General features: G+C 66.7%; 17 protein-coding genes. 10 read left to right on the top strand and 7 right to left on the bottom strand.

Translation table 11 applies throughout. The annotated features are described in order from the left end of the window. Positions 1–10: 10 nt before the first annotated feature. The 4 genes from DBZ32_RS18815 to nthA all read right to left on the bottom strand — a co-directional run bounded on the left by DBZ32_RS18815 (position 11) and on the right by nthA (position 3,411). A complete protein-coding gene (locus DBZ32_RS18815; protein ID WP_162906841.1) occupies positions 11–1,591 on the bottom strand; it encodes a sensor histidine kinase in 1,581 nt (526 codons plus the stop codon). 199 nt (positions 1,592–1,790) lie between these two features. Further along, positions 1,791–2,063, bottom strand: coding sequence for a nitrile hydratase accessory protein (locus DBZ32_RS18810; RefSeq protein ID WP_119168769.1), 273 nt, complete (start codon positions 2,061–2,063; stop codon positions 1,791–1,793). Further along, entirely contained in the window at positions 2,060–2,734 is a 675-nt protein-coding gene (nthB, locus tag DBZ32_RS18805; protein WP_119168768.1) for a nitrile hydratase subunit beta, read from the bottom strand. The genes DBZ32_RS18810 and nthB overlap by 4 nt, the downstream gene beginning before the upstream one ends. After that, a complete protein-coding gene (gene nthA, locus DBZ32_RS18800) occupies positions 2,731–3,411 on the bottom strand; it encodes a nitrile hydratase subunit alpha (protein WP_119168767.1) in 681 nt (226 codons plus the stop codon). Before nthA ends, nthB begins: the two co-directional genes overlap by 4 nt. Before the next feature lie 344 nt (positions 3,412–3,755). Between nthA and DBZ32_RS18795 the strand changes: the two genes are divergently transcribed. Genes DBZ32_RS18795 through DBZ32_RS18780 form a run of 4 tightly spaced genes read left to right on the top strand, consistent with a single transcriptional unit; the run spans position 3,756 to position 6,921 of the window. Continuing rightward, positions 3,756–4,796: an aliphatic sulfonate ABC transporter substrate-binding protein gene (locus DBZ32_RS18795; protein ID WP_119168766.1), complete on the top strand. Its 1,041-nt coding sequence runs from the start codon at positions 3,756–3,758 to the stop codon at positions 4,794–4,796. Continuing rightward, on the top strand, positions 4,796–5,644 hold the full coding sequence (locus DBZ32_RS18790) for an ABC transporter permease (RefSeq protein ID WP_119168765.1): 849 nt from the start codon (positions 4,796–4,798) through the stop codon (positions 5,642–5,644). Before DBZ32_RS18795 ends, DBZ32_RS18790 begins: the two co-directional genes overlap by 1 nt. Continuing rightward, positions 5,637–6,374, top strand: a complete 738-nt coding sequence (locus tag DBZ32_RS18785) for an ABC transporter ATP-binding protein (RefSeq protein WP_119168764.1) — start codon at positions 5,637–5,639, stop codon at positions 6,372–6,374. Before DBZ32_RS18790 ends, DBZ32_RS18785 begins: the two co-directional genes overlap by 8 nt. A gap of 13 nt (positions 6,375–6,387) precedes the next feature. After that, a complete protein-coding gene (locus tag DBZ32_RS18780; protein ID WP_235830269.1) occupies positions 6,388–6,921 on the top strand; it encodes an OsmC family protein in 534 nt (177 codons plus the stop codon). Here DBZ32_RS18780 and DBZ32_RS18775 read toward each other — a convergent pair. Further along, positions 6,918–7,364: a hypothetical protein gene (locus DBZ32_RS18775; RefSeq protein ID WP_119168763.1), complete on the bottom strand. Its 447-nt coding sequence runs from the start codon at positions 7,362–7,364 to the stop codon at positions 6,918–6,920. The genes DBZ32_RS18780 and DBZ32_RS18775 overlap by 4 nt on opposite strands. An 18-nt stretch (positions 7,365–7,382) precedes the next feature. Next, on the bottom strand, positions 7,383–7,757 hold the full coding sequence (locus DBZ32_RS18770) for a DUF6152 family protein (protein WP_162906840.1): 375 nt from the start codon (positions 7,755–7,757) through the stop codon (positions 7,383–7,385). Between the two features lie 346 nt (positions 7,758–8,103). Here DBZ32_RS18770 and DBZ32_RS18765 point away from each other — a divergent pair, with 346 nt between their 5' ends. The 5 genes from DBZ32_RS18765 (at position 8,104) to DBZ32_RS18745 (ending at position 13,558) form a co-directional block, all read left to right on the top strand. Continuing rightward, the gene (locus DBZ32_RS18765) at positions 8,104–8,751 is read left to right on the top strand and encodes a FecR family protein (protein ID WP_162906839.1); all 648 of its coding nucleotides are present in this window, start codon (positions 8,104–8,106) and stop codon (positions 8,749–8,751) included. A gap of 164 nt (positions 8,752–8,915) precedes the next feature. After that, positions 8,916–10,880 (top strand): CHASE2 domain-containing protein, encoded by a 1,965-nt coding sequence (locus DBZ32_RS18760; RefSeq protein ID WP_162906838.1) that lies wholly within the window; start codon positions 8,916–8,918, stop codon positions 10,878–10,880. A gap of 66 nt (positions 10,881–10,946) precedes the next feature. Further along, positions 10,947–12,113, top strand: a complete 1,167-nt coding sequence (locus DBZ32_RS18755; RefSeq protein WP_119168760.1) for a GNAT family N-acetyltransferase — start codon at positions 10,947–10,949, stop codon at positions 12,111–12,113. Further along, complete coding sequence (locus DBZ32_RS18750; protein WP_119168759.1) at positions 12,110–12,871, top strand: hypothetical protein; 762 nt, start codon at positions 12,110–12,112, stop codon at positions 12,869–12,871. Before DBZ32_RS18755 ends, DBZ32_RS18750 begins: the two co-directional genes overlap by 4 nt. A 144-nt stretch (positions 12,872–13,015) precedes the next feature. Next, on the top strand, positions 13,016–13,558 hold the full coding sequence (locus DBZ32_RS18745) for a hypothetical protein (protein ID WP_119168758.1): 543 nt from the start codon (positions 13,016–13,018) through the stop codon (positions 13,556–13,558). A gap of 78 nt (positions 13,559–13,636) precedes the next feature. Here DBZ32_RS18745 and parA read toward each other — a convergent pair whose 3' ends face one another. Beyond that, complete coding sequence (gene parA / locus DBZ32_RS18740) at positions 13,637–14,272, bottom strand: ParA family partition ATPase (protein WP_119168757.1); 636 nt, start codon at positions 14,270–14,272, stop codon at positions 13,637–13,639. 404 nt (positions 14,273–14,676) lie between these two features. On the opposite strand from parA, the gene DBZ32_RS18735 reads away from it, so the two are divergent. After that, complete coding sequence (locus tag DBZ32_RS18735; protein ID WP_119168756.1) at positions 14,677–15,669, top strand: L-threonylcarbamoyladenylate synthase; 993 nt, start codon at positions 14,677–14,679, stop codon at positions 15,667–15,669. The last annotated feature ends 35 nt before the right edge of the window (positions 15,670–15,704 follow it).

Here is a 15,704-nt window from a genome sequence, read left to right as displayed (position 1 = left end):
GGCGCGCCGGCTATCCGCGAAACATCAGCTTGACCATCGTGCCCTTGCCCAATTCGCTCTGAATTTCCAGAGACCCGCCGTGCAGCTCGATGAAGCTCTTGACCAAGGGCAGTCCGAGGCCGGTGCCCTGCCGCCCGCTCGTGGAAACATTGCCGATCTGGCCGAAGGGCTCCACCGCGATGGCAATATCTTCCGGAGTCATCCCAACACCGGTGTCACGAACGCTGACGGTGACGGCATCCGGGCTTTCGGCCAGATCTAGCGGCGCCGCGCGGAGTTGGACACTGCCGCCCGCCTCGGTGAACTTGCAGGCGTTGGACAGCAGATTGACGATCATCTGCTTGGCCGCGCGACGGTCGGCCATCAGCTTCAACCCCTCGGTCGCCACCTCCGACTCGACTTCCAGGCCCCGGCCCTCGGCAAGCCCGCTGACGAGGGAAACGCACTCCTCGATCAACGCCTGTGCGTCGAGCGGTTCCGGATCGATTTCCATCTTGCCCGCCTCGACCTTCGCCAGGTCCAGGATGTCGTTGATGATGGACAGCAAGTGCGCCCCGCTTTCGTGAATCGAGCGGGCGTAATCAAGATATCTCTCGCTGCCGAGCGGCCCCAGATATTCCTCGGACAAGAGCGACGAGAATCCCAAAATGGCATTGAGGGGCGTGCGCAGTTCGTGACTCATCATGGCGAGGAACTCGCTCTTCGAGCGGTTTGCCTCCTCGGCATGCTGACGTGCGCTCTCAGCCGTTTCCCGCGCCTCGGCGAGCTTGAGGTTCGCCGCCGCCATTTCATCATGCAGCCGCTTCATCTCGGTGATGTCGCGGCGCAGGGAGACGAAACCGACACCCGGCACGCGTTGCTCGTGCACCAGGTGCCAGCAGCCCGCCGTCTCCTGCTCGAAGGGCACGCCCGAAGCCTTGTGCAAGCGTTCGAGGCGTTTTTGAAAGTAGGCTTCGGGATCGCGTTCCGCCAAAGGGTCGAGCACGACGCCCGTCGCCTCCATCGAGTAGCGAACGATATCGAAGAAATGGCGTCCCGCCAGAACCTCGAAAGACGGCATGTAGGGGAAAAAATCGTGGTAGGCGCGGTTGAAATAGACGAGACGGTCTTCCGTATCGTAGATCACCAAAGCTTCCGGAAGCTGCTCGATGGCGATCCGGACCAGGGTATCGAAGCGCTGCTGCCCTTCGGTCTCCGGCGTCGGTCTCAAGGTGGCGACCAGCCGCTCGCCCTCGGGCAGGGACAAGCGCCCCAGGCTGACCCGGCAGGCGACGGGATCTCCCCGGCGAGGCCGGAGCATCACGAATTCGCTGTCGAGACGCCAGGTCTCCGCAGGCTCCGGTCCCGCCAGAAGCTGACCCGGCGACAGAGCGCAGAGTTCCGACGGCGTGTAGCCCGTCAAGTCGGCGACGACCTCGTTGGCATGCAGCACCCGGCGACCGTCCAAACTGAACAGAAGCACACCGGCTTCGGAACCGGAGGCCTCCCCCTGATTCCTCAGCTCTCGCCGGCCGAAGCCCGGCTTACTGGAGTCGGGCCGGCAGGACTCGCGCAGATGGGAGCGGCGCCGAGCGGGCTGGCGGGGTCTCAAGCTCTTCCCTTCCTCTCCCATTCCTACCGGCTCTAGGGCCACTCCATCCGCTCAGCACAGTCCGAAACCATAAAACCGCTTCTGAGATAGATGGATCGCAAAACTCTACCATAGGATTAATGGCATTTATCGCCATGGCATTGGATCGAGCGTAGCTCCTCAAACGCGAAACGCGAGCGGGGAGCGCACTTCGCGGCCCTCAAGCAAGTCGCTTCCTTTGAACCAGGTCTTCCAGAGCTGCCAGGTAGTGCTGCCAGTAGGTATCACCGCGATCCGGGTCTCCCGCCGCCTGGGCGCGCCGAATCGCTGCGCTCAGGGCGTCGGCATGCTCCGGCCAGGTGAAAATATCTCGGGCGACGAGGTGGTGAGCCAGGGCAAAGACTCTCGCTTGCCAGGGCTCCTCGAAGGGTCGCCCGCTGTCCGCAAGCAGTGTTTGCGCCGGGGGCGTTTCAGATGGGGGCTTTCCGGTCATGCCGCCGGATCCAGGTAGGGTTCGAAACAATCAACGCGGATCGACCCGGGATAGGCCTGCTCTCCCCAGATATCCTTGGCGTCGAAAGCGACGCTGTAGAGGTGCTCGGGCTGTTCGCCGCCACCGCAGGCGTTGGTATCCGGAAAAACGTGCGCGCCGTGGTGCAGCAGGATCTGGCCGGGCCGTCCGCGCAGGTAGCGCGGCAGCCGGGTATGGCCGGCCGGGGCCATCACCTTGGCGACCACCCGGTCGCCAAGCACAAAGGCCGGCGGACGGGTCGCCGCCCGCGCGCTCGGCCCGCCTTTGGCCAGGGTCGCGGCAACCTGCGCCGCCTTCAGCACGCGCGGCGGTTCGGCCGGCGGCGCCAGGGACCGGCCCTGCTCGATCTCCTCCCGGCTGCAGAGGCCGGACTGAACCAGCAAGGTCTCAAGCCCCTGCAGCCAGATCTGATAGTAGCTCTTCGCGAGGTAGGCGCCAGGCGCCTGGTTCTCGCGGGCGTAGCGCGACATGTCGATGTTCCACCTGCCGGTCGCCCCGACGGCCAGCGTCAGCCCGAAGACCCGGCGTTCCCAGTCCGCCTTGAAGAGCGCCGCCGAACCGCCCCGCGAGGTCTCGTCCGGCTCGACGGGACCGAACCCCTGCATACCGCCCAGATCGTGCGCACCGTTCACGACACCGTCCCCCCAGGCGACGACACCTCTTGCGGCGACTTGGCGAGACCGGTTCCGATCATCGAGTCCCGCGTCACCAGCTCGGCCAGTTGGTCCTCGGTCCAGTCTTCGGTTCCGGCCGGACGCTCGGGAATGACGAGGTAGCGGATCTCGGCCGTGGAATCCCAAATGCGGAACTCCGTATCCTCGGGCAGCCGCACCCCGAACTCCTCCAGGACGCCGCGCGGTTCGAGCACGGCACGCGAGCGGTAGGCGGCGGATTTGTACCAGGTCGGAGGTACGCCCAGCACAGGCCAAGGGTAGCAGGAGCAGAGGGTACAGACGACGAGATTGTGCAGGCCCGTGGCGTTTTCGACAGCCACCATGTGCTCGCCTTGGCGCCCGGCGAAACCGAGCTCGGCGATGGCGCCGGTCGCATCCGCGAGCAGACGCGCCCGGTAGTCCGGGTCCGCCCAGGCCCTGGCAACGACCCTGGCACCGTTGCGCGGGCCGATCTTCGTTTCGTAGGTTTCGATCAGCGCGTCCACGGCGACCGGATCGACATAGCCTTTCTCGACCAGCAGAGCTTCGAGTGCCTGCACCCGTTTGGTCATGGGGTCCGGCCCGGCATCGTGGTCGTGACCATGCGGATGATCGTGGGAATGGCTATGGGACGGATCGTGATCTTCGGGCGCCATGGACGTCTCCCTCCAAGACTTTCGATTGAGGCCGAGTGTGTACGGAGGACCGCCGTTCCATCAAGAGGCCGTATTAACGTTTACTTTGTGTTTTGTATTTTCTATTGACGACACGGCGTCGTGGAACGATGCTTGTCCAACAGCGCCGCTTTGAGGCTCAGCTTGCGGGGCGCTATATAAGTACCAGCTAAAGCGAGTGGGACAGGTCCCGCCGCTCACGCCGCGTCGGGGCTTTTTTTGTGCCCGACGGTGCGGTCTGAAGCGGCTCTCCCCTTCCCGGCATCGCGGAGCCTCGTATCGAAACGGGCCTCCGCGGAGGCCGTAGCGAAGCGAGGAGAGTTGTTATGTCGACCCGTCGTAGCTTTTTGTCCCTGGCCGCCGCCGCCATCGCGACCGCCGGTCTTGTCACCACGGATCTGATCGCCGCCGCACCGGCGTCGGCGGCGGAAACGCCCGAGCGTATCGGCATCGACTGGGCTTACTACAACCCGGTCGCCATCCTGCTGAAGAACAAGGGCTGGCTGGAAGAGGAGTTCGCCGAGGACGAGACCGAGATCCGCTGGGTGCTCTCGCTCGGCTCCAACAAGGCGCTGGAGTTTCTGCGCGGCGGCTCGATCGACTTCGGTTCGACGGCGGGCAGCGCCGCCATCGTCGGCCGCGCAAGCGGTTTGCCGATCAAGGCGGTCTATGCCTACTCCAAGCCGGAGTGGACCGCTCTCGTCGTCCGTCGGGACAGCGAGATCCAGAGCGTCGCCGACCTGCGCGGCAAGACCGTCGCGGTCACCCGCGGCACCGATCCGCACATCTTCCTGCTGCGCGCGCTGGCCGAGGCCGGCCTGAGCGAAGACGACATCAAGCCGGTGCTACTGCAGCATCCGGACGGCTACCGGGCCCTGGAGCGCGGCCAGGTCGACGCCTGGGCCGGCCTCGATCCGCACATGGCCAAGGCCGAGCTGGAGTCCGACGCCCGGCTGTTCTTCCGCAACGCCGACCTCAACACCTACGGCATCCTGAACGTCCGCGAGGCCTTCGCGCAGGAGTATCCCGAGACGGTCGCCCGGGTGCTGCGTGTCTACGAGCGGGCCCGCCGCTACGCCCTCGAGAATCCGCAGGAGCTGCAGGCCGGTCTGGTCGCGGCGGCGAAGATCGACCCGGCCGTGGCGGCGCGCCAGCTGGAACAGCGCACCGACATCACCGACCCGGCGATCGGACAGGCCCATCGCGAGACCTTCCTGGCGACCGGCCGGGTGCTGCAGGAGATCGGCGTGATCGACGAGGACCTGGAGGTCGGAACGGTGGTCGATGAGCTGATCGACGCCAGCTTCCTGACGCGGCAAGCCGCAAAGGCCGGCGAGACCGCCGCGACCGGCAAGGCCGCCGAGTGATGCTGGCCGAAAACAGCGAGCGCCGGGTGACGCTCGGCTGGCGGGGGACGGCGGCCAAGGCCGCCGTCTTCTCCGTCGCGCGCTTCAAGGGCCTGATCCTGCCCGTTGCGTTGCTGCTCGCCTGGGAAACGACGGCCCGCCTGGAACTGATTCCCAGTTTCCTTTTGCCGGCGCCCGGCGAGGTCTTCGGCGAGCTGGCCGACCTCTGGCGGTCCGGCGAGCTGATCGACCATATCCTGATCACCGTCTGGCGCGTCGCCCTCGGTTTCGCCGTCGGCGCGGCGGCGGCGACCCTGCTGGGTGCCTTGACCGGCAGCTCACGTATTCTGCGCGAACTGCTCGATCCGACGATTCAGGCGCTGAAGGCGGTGCCTTCCCTGGCCTGGGTTCCCCTCTTCATTCTCTGGTTCGGGATCTTCGAGACCTCGAAGGTGCTGCTGATCGCGGTCGGCGTCTTTTTTCCGATCTACCTGAACCTCGTGACCGGGATTCTCGGCACCGACCGCAAGCTGGTCGAGGTCGCCAGGATCTGCGGTCTGTCGCGGTTCGATCTGGTGCGCCGCATTCTGGTGCCGGCCACCCTGCCCAGCTACATGACCGGGCTGCGTGCTGGCCTCGCGCTCGGCTGGATGTTCGTGATCGCGGCCGAACTGATGGGCGCCAGCGAGGGTCTCGGCTTCCTGATGATCGACGGGCAGATGACCGGCCGGCCGGCCGTGATCATCGGCGCCCTGATCCTTTTCGCCCTGGCCGGTAAACTTTCGGATGCCTTGATCGAGGCCGCATCGACCCGACTTCTGTCCTGGCAGGACGGTTACGGCGGAACCCAGGAGAAGGCCGATGCTTGAGATCACCTGTCTGGGGAAGACCTTCGACGCCAGCGCGGGCGTGGCCCACCGGGCGCTGGAGGGCGTGACGCTGAGCGTCGGCCAGCACGAGATCGTATCCTTGGTCGGCACCTCCGGCTGCGGCAAGTCGACCCTGTTGCGCATCGTCTCGGGACTGGAGACTCCGACCAGCGGGGCGGTGTCGCTCGACGGCCGGACCGTGGAGGGGCCCACGCCGGAGGTCGGCATGGTCTTTCAGGAGCCGCGGCTGATGCCCTGGCTCAGCGTCCGCGAAAACGTGCGCCTGGCGCTGCTCGACCTGCCGACGCGGGAGCAGGAGGCACGCATTGCCGAGGCGCTGGAAGATGTCGGGCTGAGCCGCTTCGCGGAGGCCTATCCCCGCCAACTCTCCGGCGGCATGGCCCAACGCACGGCCATCGCCCGCGCGCTCGTCCGGCGGCCGAGCTTCCTGTTGTTGGACGAACCTTTCAGCGCGCTCGACTCCTTCACCCGTCAGAAACTGCAGCAGCACTTGCTGGCGCTCTGGGAGCGTTCGCGCTTCACGCTCGTCTTCGTCACCCACGACGTGCTAGAGGCCGTGACCCTGTCCGACCGCATTCTGGTCATGCGCGGCCATCCGGGCCGCATTGACCGCGAGATCCACGTCGATCTTCCCCGCCCCCGCGCCCGCACCGCCCCCGAGGTGCGCGCGCTGGAGGAGGAGATCGTCACCGCACTCGACCTTTCATAAGGAGACAAAACGGATGAGCGACCCGATCACGGCAGAAGAGCTGAAGGCGCTGCAGGCTCCCCTGAAGTCGAAGTACCGCGAGGATGCGAAGGCCGGCGTCGTGACCTTCCGCGCCGAAGGTCGGCTCGACGAAGGCATCTCCTGCAAGGTCGACACCGGCCGGGCCCTGGTCGACGCCGGGCTGCATCCCGCCGCCGGCGGCCTGGGCGATCAGGCCTGCTCCGGCGACATGCTGCTCGAAGCGCTGGCGGCCTGTACCGGGGTGACGCTGCGCGCCGTCGCGACCGCCATCGGGTTCGATCTGCGCGGCGGCCGGGTACTGGTCGAAGGCGACCTGGACTTTCGCGGGACGCTGGGTGTCGAGCGGGAGGCACCGGTCGGCTTCCAGGCGATTCGCTTGACGTTCGATCTGGAGACGGACGAGCCGCAGGAGCGGATCGATCAGCTGCTGAAACTGACCGAACGCTTCTGCGTCGTGCTGCAGACGATTCAACAGCCGCCCCGGATCGAGAGCAAGCAGGTCGTCGCGGAAGCCGCAGTTTCCTAGAGCTGATAGCCGATCAATCGGCCGAGGCCCAGCACGGTCAACCAGAGGCACAAGGAGACGGCGGCGAAAGGCGCGGTCCGGCGCCGCGCCAGCACTCGTTGCCGGGCCAGGACGGCGTTGGCGACCGCCAGGCTCACCAACGCCATCTTGATCAAAAAGAGATCGAGAGACGCATAGTCGGTCGCGCTAACCGCAAACAGCAACGCACCCGTAAGAATCGCGAGACAGAGCCCGGCCACCGCCGTCTGGCTCAGAACGCGCTCGAGAGCCTCGACCGGCGCGGCTCGCCAAAAGCCGAGCCTGCGGAGATCGAGCGGAACGATCGCACCGACTAGCAGGGCAAGGCCGAGAATATGCCCGGCATTGACGAGCGGATAGAGCCAGCGCGAGCTGCGCAGAACGGTGGCGACCTCCGTCGCTTCCAGGGCCAGCAGGACCTCCACCGCCGCTGTCCCGATCCGCTAGTCCCGGTTCGGATAGAGATCGTAGAGCACACCGTCGATGGAAAGGCGTTCCGCCTTCATCCGAAGCTCAGTCTCATCGGAGGCGCGCTGACCGGACGCCACGATCTCGCGCCCGACCGACAGCAGGGCATCGGTCAGACCGGCCTGCTCGTTGCGCCACGGTTGACCCACCTCGACGATCCAGCGCTCCTCTTCGGCATCCACCTCCAGAATACCGTGAGGATTGCCGAGCCGCGCCTCGCGGATCACGCCAGTCAGCTCGAAGGTGCCATCGTCCGTCCAGCGCCATCCATGGTGCGCCGAAGCCGGAGCGCCTACCGCGACCCCCACGACCGCAGTCGCCGAAGCCAAGAACCCTCGCCTCGTCAGCATGACCACTCCTTCCGTTCCGTCGGTTCGACCGCGTCGCGCCCCCAGAAAGCATCCACAAAGTACCCAGAAAGACTAGCCCGAACGAAACCTCTCAGGCCAGCCGTCTTCCTCGCGCGCAGGCACCTGGAGCGATCCACCTCTCCTTTAGGGTTAGCGAACGATGAGATTGCCCTCACAGCAGATGTATACGATTAGTTTCAAGTTGCCGCTTTAGGAGCGACAAGAGGCACCGTTAGGGTCGATCTTCTCCCGCCGAGGCTCCATCGGCCTATCCGTGAGGCAATCCGTTATGAACTTTTTTCCCTCGATAGCTCGCTTTGCGACGTCCCCTCGCGGGACGAGGATTTTGAGACTTCAGAGCGCCGTTACCCCCTGTGCAAGAGTCGCCTGCCTGGCAATCTTCTGTCTGTCGCTGATGGCCGCCGGATCGGCGGCGCAGGCCCAGGAGACGGTCGCGCAGGTCGAAGCCGTCAGCGGCCGGGCCGTACTGCAGCGCGGCTTGACGAGTCTGACGGTCGAAGCCGGACTGGACGTCCAGCGGCTCGACGAAATCATGACGTCCGGCGACGGACGCTTGCGCCTGGCCTTTCTGGACGGCACCGTCATCACCGTCGGTCCGAACTCCCGCGTGTTGGTCCAGTACTATCTCGACGCCTTGAACGTGCAAGACCGACGCCCACGCTTCCTGACCCTCGTCGTCGGGATCCTGCGAGCCAGCGTCCCCAAGATCAGCTCGCTCGGCTGGTCGGTGGAAACCCGCGCCGCCATCGCCTCGTCCCGTTCGACCGAATGGATCGTGGAGGCCAGCGCCGAGACCACCTCGGTGCTGGTGCTGGGCGGCCGCGTCGAAGTCACCGACACCCAAGGCGGCCGACTTCTGCTGACCGGCGGCGAGGGTGTCGACGTTACGCTGTCGCAGCCGATGGCCGCCCAGCCGGTCCGTTGGAACGCCGTACGCGTGATAGACGCCGTCGAGCGTACGACGCTTCGCTAAGCCCGATCATCGCCACAGCCCCTGCCGCCGACGGCAGCAGGCTTTGGTGTCATAGCGAAGTCAGACTGTTAAGCTTCGGTATCGACCAGTCGCCTTCCCCTGCGCGGCAGCCGCTGCAACGGCTGTCGGGGGCGGCTGTCGGCGGAAGATCTGGAGTAGGCGCGATGCGCTCACAGCCATGGCGGCCTCAGCGATTAACGGCAGCGGCGGTCGGTTTCCTGGCAGCGCTGCTCGCTTTCCTTCTGCTCGATGCCCCTATGATCCAGCGGTTGGAGGCGCCGACCCTCGACTGGCGCTTTCAGTTGCGCGGCCCCATCGCCCCTGGCCCCGACGTCATCCTGATTCTGATCGACGAGCCGAGCCTGGAAGCCCTGGGCGGCTGGCCGCCTTCGCGGTTCGATCTGGCCCGGGCGGTGGAGCGCCTGACGTCGGCCGAGGCGCGCCTGATCGTCTTCGACCTTCTGTTCGCCACAGGCGGCGGTACCGACGAAGAAGAACGCGCGGACGCGGCGCTGGCCGAAGCGATCGCCAGGGCGGGCAACGTCACCCTGGGCTACGCCTTTACCTTCGGCCCGCAGATGCTGGCGCGCCTGGAGGCGTCGGATCTTCCGCCCGACGGAACCGCATTGCAGCGCTATCGGAGATCCCCACAAGCCATCGGCCCTCTACCGCACGCCAGCGGTACTCTGCTGCCGCCCCGCTCCTTCAGCGAAGCGGCCGCGACACTCGGGCATATGTCGGTGCTGCTGGCGCCGGACGGCGCGTTGCGCAGCGAAGCAACGGTGGTCGCCTTCGAAGGCACCCTCTACCCCTCGCTGACCTTGCAGGCGGCGAGACAGTTCCACCGCTTACCGCGCAGCGATCTGACCGCCGAAGTGGGCCAATCGATCAGCCTCGGCGACCTGCGGTTCGAGGTCGACCGGCGCATGCGCCTGCCCGTCAACTTCTACGGACCGGCGGGAAGCTTTCCGAGCTACAGCCTGATCGATCTACTGAACGGAGCCGTGCCCGACTCCGAGTTGCGGGGCAAGGCGGTGATCGTCGGGAGCACGGCCGCGGCCGCCGTACCGGTTTTCGTCACCCCTTACGATTCGGCTCTTCCCTCGGTCGCCTACACGGCCACGGTGCTGGACAACCTGCTGCAGGGCCGCAGTCTGGTTCGGCCGGAATGGTTGCACGGCCTGGATATCCTGGCCGCCGGACTTGGAGCGGTGCTGGCCTACGGCGCCGCGCGCCGCCTGCACCCGCTGGCGGTACCGCTGGCTCTGCTGGTCCCCGGAACGCTCTGGACCGGGCTGGCGTATCTGGCCTTCGTCCGCTGGCAGTATTGGCTGGCGCTCGCCGTACCGCTCGGTCTGATGGCACTCGCCGCCGGCTTCGGTGCGCTGATGCGCAGCCGGGCCGAGCAGCGGCGACGCGAGGCCGTCGCCCGCGAGCGGCGGAACCTCTCGCGCTACTTCTCGCCGGCCGTCGCCGAGCGGCTGGCTGCGAAAAACGAGCCCTACAGCCTGACCGGACAGCAGTCGGCAACGGTCGTCTTTTTCGACATCATCGGTTTCACGGCGGTCTGCGAATCCTTGCCTAGCGCACAGACGATCGAGCTGCTGCGCGGCTTCCACAGCCGTGTCGAACGCGCGGTCTTTGGCCAGGGCGGCACACTCGACAAGTATCTGGGGGACGGCGCGCTCGCCGTCTTCGGCGTCCCCGACCCTCTGCCCGGCGAGGCGGCCCGTGCCCTGGCCGCCGCAGTGGACCTGCAGGCAAGCATCTCGGCCTGGTCGGACGAGCTGGCGGCAGAGGGTCTACCGCGCCTGAAAACCGCCATCGGCATTCATCATGGGCCGGTCATCGTCGGCGACATCGGGGGAGAGAGCCGCTTCGAGTTCACGGTTCTGGGCGACAGTGTCAACGTCGCCAGCCGCCTGGAGGGCCTGACGCGGCAGTTGCAAGCAGCCATCGTCGCCTCCGAGACCACCATCCAGCGGGCCGGCGAGGCAGCCGGTGGCATCCCCTTCGGCTTCCATCGCCATGGCGAGGTTACCTTGCGAGGGCGGGAAACTCCGCTGGCGGTCTGGGTCTGGCGCCCGGCGGACCAGAGTCGCCTGGGCAGCGCGCAGGCAGCCGTCTGATGCCGGAGGTCGGCAAGACACCCAAGCTTGTCTTGCCAGAGCGCCAGCCGCACCTAAACTCCCAACATGCCCGACGGAGCCGATAGCCTGACCCTGCGCACGGTCGCCTCGCTTGGCGAGGTCACCGCCGACCAGTGGGATGCCTGTGCCGGAACGGCCAATCCCTTCGTCAGTCACGCTTTCCTCAGTGCCGTCGAGGACTCCGGCTCCGCCACGGCGGAACGCGGCTGGCTCGGCCAGCATCTGCTGCTGGAAAAGCCCGACGGCACGCTGTTGGGTGCCGTGCCGCTCTATCTCAAAAGCCACTCCTACGGGGAGTACGTCTTCGACTGGGGCTGGGCCGACGCCTACGAGCGGGCCGGCGGAAGCTACTATCCCAAGCTCCAGTCGTCGGTGCCCTTCACCCCGGTGACGGGGCCGCGCCTGCTTTCCCGACCGGGCATGGAGCGGGACAGACTCTGCCGTACCCTGATCGCCGGCTTGGCCGAAGTGACCAAGCGGCACGAAGCCTCGTCTCTCCATGTCACCTTTCCCGAACGAGAGGAGTGGACGCGTCTGGGCGAGGCCGGCCTGCTGACGCGGATCGGGCTGCAGTACCATTGGCACAATCCCGGCTATGCAAGCTTCGACGCTTTCCTGGACACGCTTGTCAGCCGTAAGCGAAAGGCGATCAAGAAAGAGCGCCGCAAGGTGCAGGAGAGCGGTCTTCGCCTGCGCGCGCTGGTCGGGGACGAGATCCAGGAGCGGCATTGGGATGCCTTTCACCGCTTCTATCTCGACACGATCGACAAGAAGTGGTCTCGGCCCTACCTGACCCGCGACTTTTTCCTGCTGCTCGGCGAACGGCTCGGCCCCAGAGTCGTCTTGATCGTCGCCGAGCAAGGCGACGAGGTTCTGGCCGGCGCCCTCAATCTGATGGGCGACGATGCGCTCTACGGCCGTAACTGGGGCTGCGCCGCCGACCACAGATTCCTGCACTTCGAGGCCTGCTATTACCAGGCCATCGACTTCGCCATCGCGCAGGGCCTGAAGCGCGTCGAAGCCGGTGCCCAGGGCGAACACAAGATCCAGCGGGGCTACCTGCCGGTCGAAACCTACTCCGCGCATCTCATTCCCGATCCCGGTTTCCGTGAAGCGGTCGCCCACTTCCTGAAACGCGAAGCCCAGGCGGTGCGCGCGGAGATCGCGGCCCTGGGGGACTGGAGCCCCTACCGCGCGACCGCACCGGAATGAAGGCGGCAGCGGCATCCTTGGTCGTGCTGCTGCCGCTGCTGATCGCTCCGGGGCAACGCGCGGCCCTGGCGTCCGAACCGGAATCCGGCCAGGTATCCAGCCAAGCATCGGGATGGGCGCAAGCCTGCCGCGCCGCGCCGCGTGTGGCGGCGGTCGAGCCTTGCGGGGCCGCGCTGACTGCGGACCCGTCAGATATCGAGGCCGAGCGGCGTCTGGCCTGGGGCTTGCTCGCCACCTACCGGGAAACCGAAGCGATCGACCGCTTCGTGACGATCGCCCGCCGGCGGCCGGACGACCCCCAGGCGCATTTCGACGCAGCCTCGGTCATGACCGGCCTACGCATGTATCCGCAGGCCATCCCCCACCTGCGGCGGGCGCTTGCCCTGGCCCCAGACCTGCTGAGGCACCAGCGGCTCGCCGCCATTCTCTTCGTTCATACCGGCGACTGGGCCGAAGCCCATGCCGCCCACAGGATGTTGGCCGTGGCCGGCCTCCCGACCGGTCTGTTCGATCTCGCTCAGGATTTCGCCCAGGGCCGCGGGGTCGCCCCCGATCAGGCCGAAGCCCGCCACTGGTACGAGCGGGCCGCCGAAGCCGGACACGTCGGCGCCATGCGCAGCCTGTCCGAGAAGCTGCGCTACGGTGCGTTCGGAACGCCGCCGGAGCCGCAGTTGGCGGGCCGTTGGCAGGCCCGTGCCGAGGCAGCGGTGGAAGGTCTTCCGGGAGCCGCCGCACCCCCTGGCGGACCGGCCGACTAGAGGTCAGCGAAGACCGACTCACGGTGTCGGAGCGTGGCGTGAAGGATGATATCCCTTTTTGAGACTGATTATCGCTTGCTCGTTCGACATGAAACGGTCAAGGATCTATGATATAGATCAGTCGTGCAGCGAGGAGCTCCGGCGATGTACCGCGACAATTCCCTGGTCCCAAGCGAAGCGATCCGCCTCCTGGCGCTTGGTCTTCTGGCTGACGCGCCCAAAAGTTACGCCGAAGTGGCGGGCGAAGTTCGCCATTTTACCGGACGCATGGTCGGGCCGTCGCTCGAACTTCTGGCCTCGCCGCTGGAGCTGTTGAAGGTCGAAGGCTTGGTCGAACCGGTCGACAGCAGCGGCGAGAACGACGATCTGCGCATCACGGAGTCCGGCCAGAGCGAGTTGCAACGGCTGCTGGCGGCAAATCTGCGACCGCAGGTGACCGACGTCAACAAGCTGATTATCGCTTTGAAGATGCGCTTCCTGCACAATCTGTCGCTGGAGCAACAGCTAGAGCAGACCGACCTGTTGGTCGAGATCTTCGAGCGTGAGCTGGCCCGCCTAACGGATCTGCGCGGCCACACTCCGGCCAATGGCGGTGAACTGCCGGCTTGGCTTGAGCTGGAAATCGGGGCGACGCAGGCGCGGCTTACCTGGTTCGAAGACCTGCGCGACCGTCTTCCGGCGGCCTAGTCGCGGGGGGCCCAGGTCCGGCCCGGGAAACGCCGGGGCCGGCCGCAAATCTCTACAGCCAAATCTCAACGGCATGTCCTAGGACGTCTTCAAGATCTCCTTGGCCAGGGCGCTGATCTCTCTCGCCGCCTTGCCGCTGGGCTGCACTTCGCCCACGGAGCGCCCTTCCGAAAGTGCCGAGGCGAAGACCACCCGGTTGCCGATCTGGGTCTTGGCAATCCTTGCGCCGAAGCCCTTGACCTCTGTCAACATCTCCTCGTTCAGCTTGGCACGCGGCGGCACCCGGTTGAGCACGACCAACACCGGCGTGTCCTCGCCGGCGGCCAGCTCCAGGGTCGGACGTGTCGCCCAGACATCCATCGGCGAAGGCTGGACGGGAATCACCACCAGATCGGCGGAGCGCACGGCAATCTTGGCCTCGGTCTCGGCATGGGGCGGCGAGTCGATCAGCACCACCTCGTGCTCGCGGGCCAGCCGTTCGACTTCGTTGCGCACGCGCCATCCCTTGATCGCGCTGACAAGCAGCCCGGCCCCAGCATCGCCGAAACGCTCCTCACGCAGACGAAACCACATGGTCAGCGACTGCTGCGGATCGATATCGACCACAGCGACCTTCTTCTTGGCCGCCGTGTAGGCGACGGCCAGATGCGCGGTCAGGGTGGTCTTGCCGGCCCCGCCCTTCTGCTGAGCAACCGTGATGATCTTGGCGGCCATAGCTGTTTCCCCCTTCCGTTTTGCTGCGCCGCAGCATAAAGGGCTTGCCGGATGGATGCACCATAATCGAACGGCCCTCCAAGATCATTTGCGTCAGCGGTATTGCCATATTTGCGCACTTGACGGGCGCAATTGCCAGGCGCAGGCTTTTCCCACGTGGTCGCAGCGTCCGGCCCAGCCGACGATCGCGACGACGACAGGCTCGCCGCAGTGCCCGTGCGGCGAGGGTGCCGGATGGCCCCGCACCTCTCGGAGGTGATGGCGCGTTGAGCGCCGAGGACCAACGGCCTCACAGGAGCGAAGCCGGAAGCCGCCATATCCTTGGCGGCTTCCGCATTCCTGGGTGCCGGCGGGCGGGGGTGCCGACTGGACAGTACCGCCGGAAGCAGCTACCCAGCCGCGCCATGAGCGATCCGTCCCCCCGCATCCGGCGATCCGACCCCGAGGCCATTGCCGAGGCCGCCGCTATTCTGAAGGCGGGCGGACTGGTCGCCTTCCCAACCGAAACCGTCTACGGCCTGGGGGCGGATGCGCGCGACGACGCAGCCGTCGCCGGGATCTTCGCCGCCAAGGGACGGCCGCGCTTCAACCCTCTGATCGCACACTTTGGGGAGTGGGAGGCTGCCGAAGAGGACGTGGTTTTCGACGCGCGGGCCGAGCGGCTGGCCGCCGCCTGCTGGCCCGGCCCGCTCACTCTGGTGCTGCCGCGCCGCCCGGACTGCCGGATCTCGTTGCTCTGCTCGGCCGGACTCGAAACCCAGGCGGTCCGTGTGCCGGACCAAGCCGTTGCCCGCGCCCTGTTGCGGTCCGTCGGCCGTCCCCTAGCGGCGCCCAGCGCGAACCGCTCGGGCCGGATTAGCCCCACCGCGGCACAGGCCGTGGAGAGCGAGCTCGGCAAGGCGGTGGACCTGATCCTGGACGATGGTCCCTGCAGGATTGGCCTGGAATCGACGGTTCTGGATCTTTCCGGAGAGCGTCCGCGTCTGCTGCGCCCCGGCGGACTGCCGCTCGAGCGGCTGATCGACCTTCTGGGCGAGGTGCCGGAGGCCCGGGCCGCGAACGCCCCCCTGGCGTCCCCCGGCCTGCTCGAGAGTCACTACGCGCCGCAGACGCCGCTTCGGCTCGACGCCGCCGCTGCGACAGCCGAAGAGGGGTTGCTGGCCTTCGGACCCGACGTTCCGGCGGGCGCGGCGATGACGCTGAACCTCTCGCCAAGTGGCGATCTCACGGAAGCTGCGGCCAACCTCTTCGCCTACCTTCGCCGTCTGGATGCGGCCGGCTTGCCGGCTATCGCTGCCATGCCGGTCCCCGAACAGGGGCTCGGTCACGCGATCCGAGATCGCCTGCGGCGTGCAGCGGCGCCGCGCCCTGCTCCCGCGCCACACTCCACGCCCTAACGCAACTGCCCTAGCGGAAGCCGGATCGAGCGCCT

Origin of the sequence: Algihabitans albus (genome assembly GCF_003572205.1) — a bacterium.
Lineage (GTDB): Bacteria > Pseudomonadota > Alphaproteobacteria > Kiloniellales > DSM-21159 > Algihabitans > Algihabitans albus.
The sequence above is the reverse complement of the archived record's forward strand: the minus strand, read 5'-3'. Positions and strand labels throughout refer to the sequence as shown.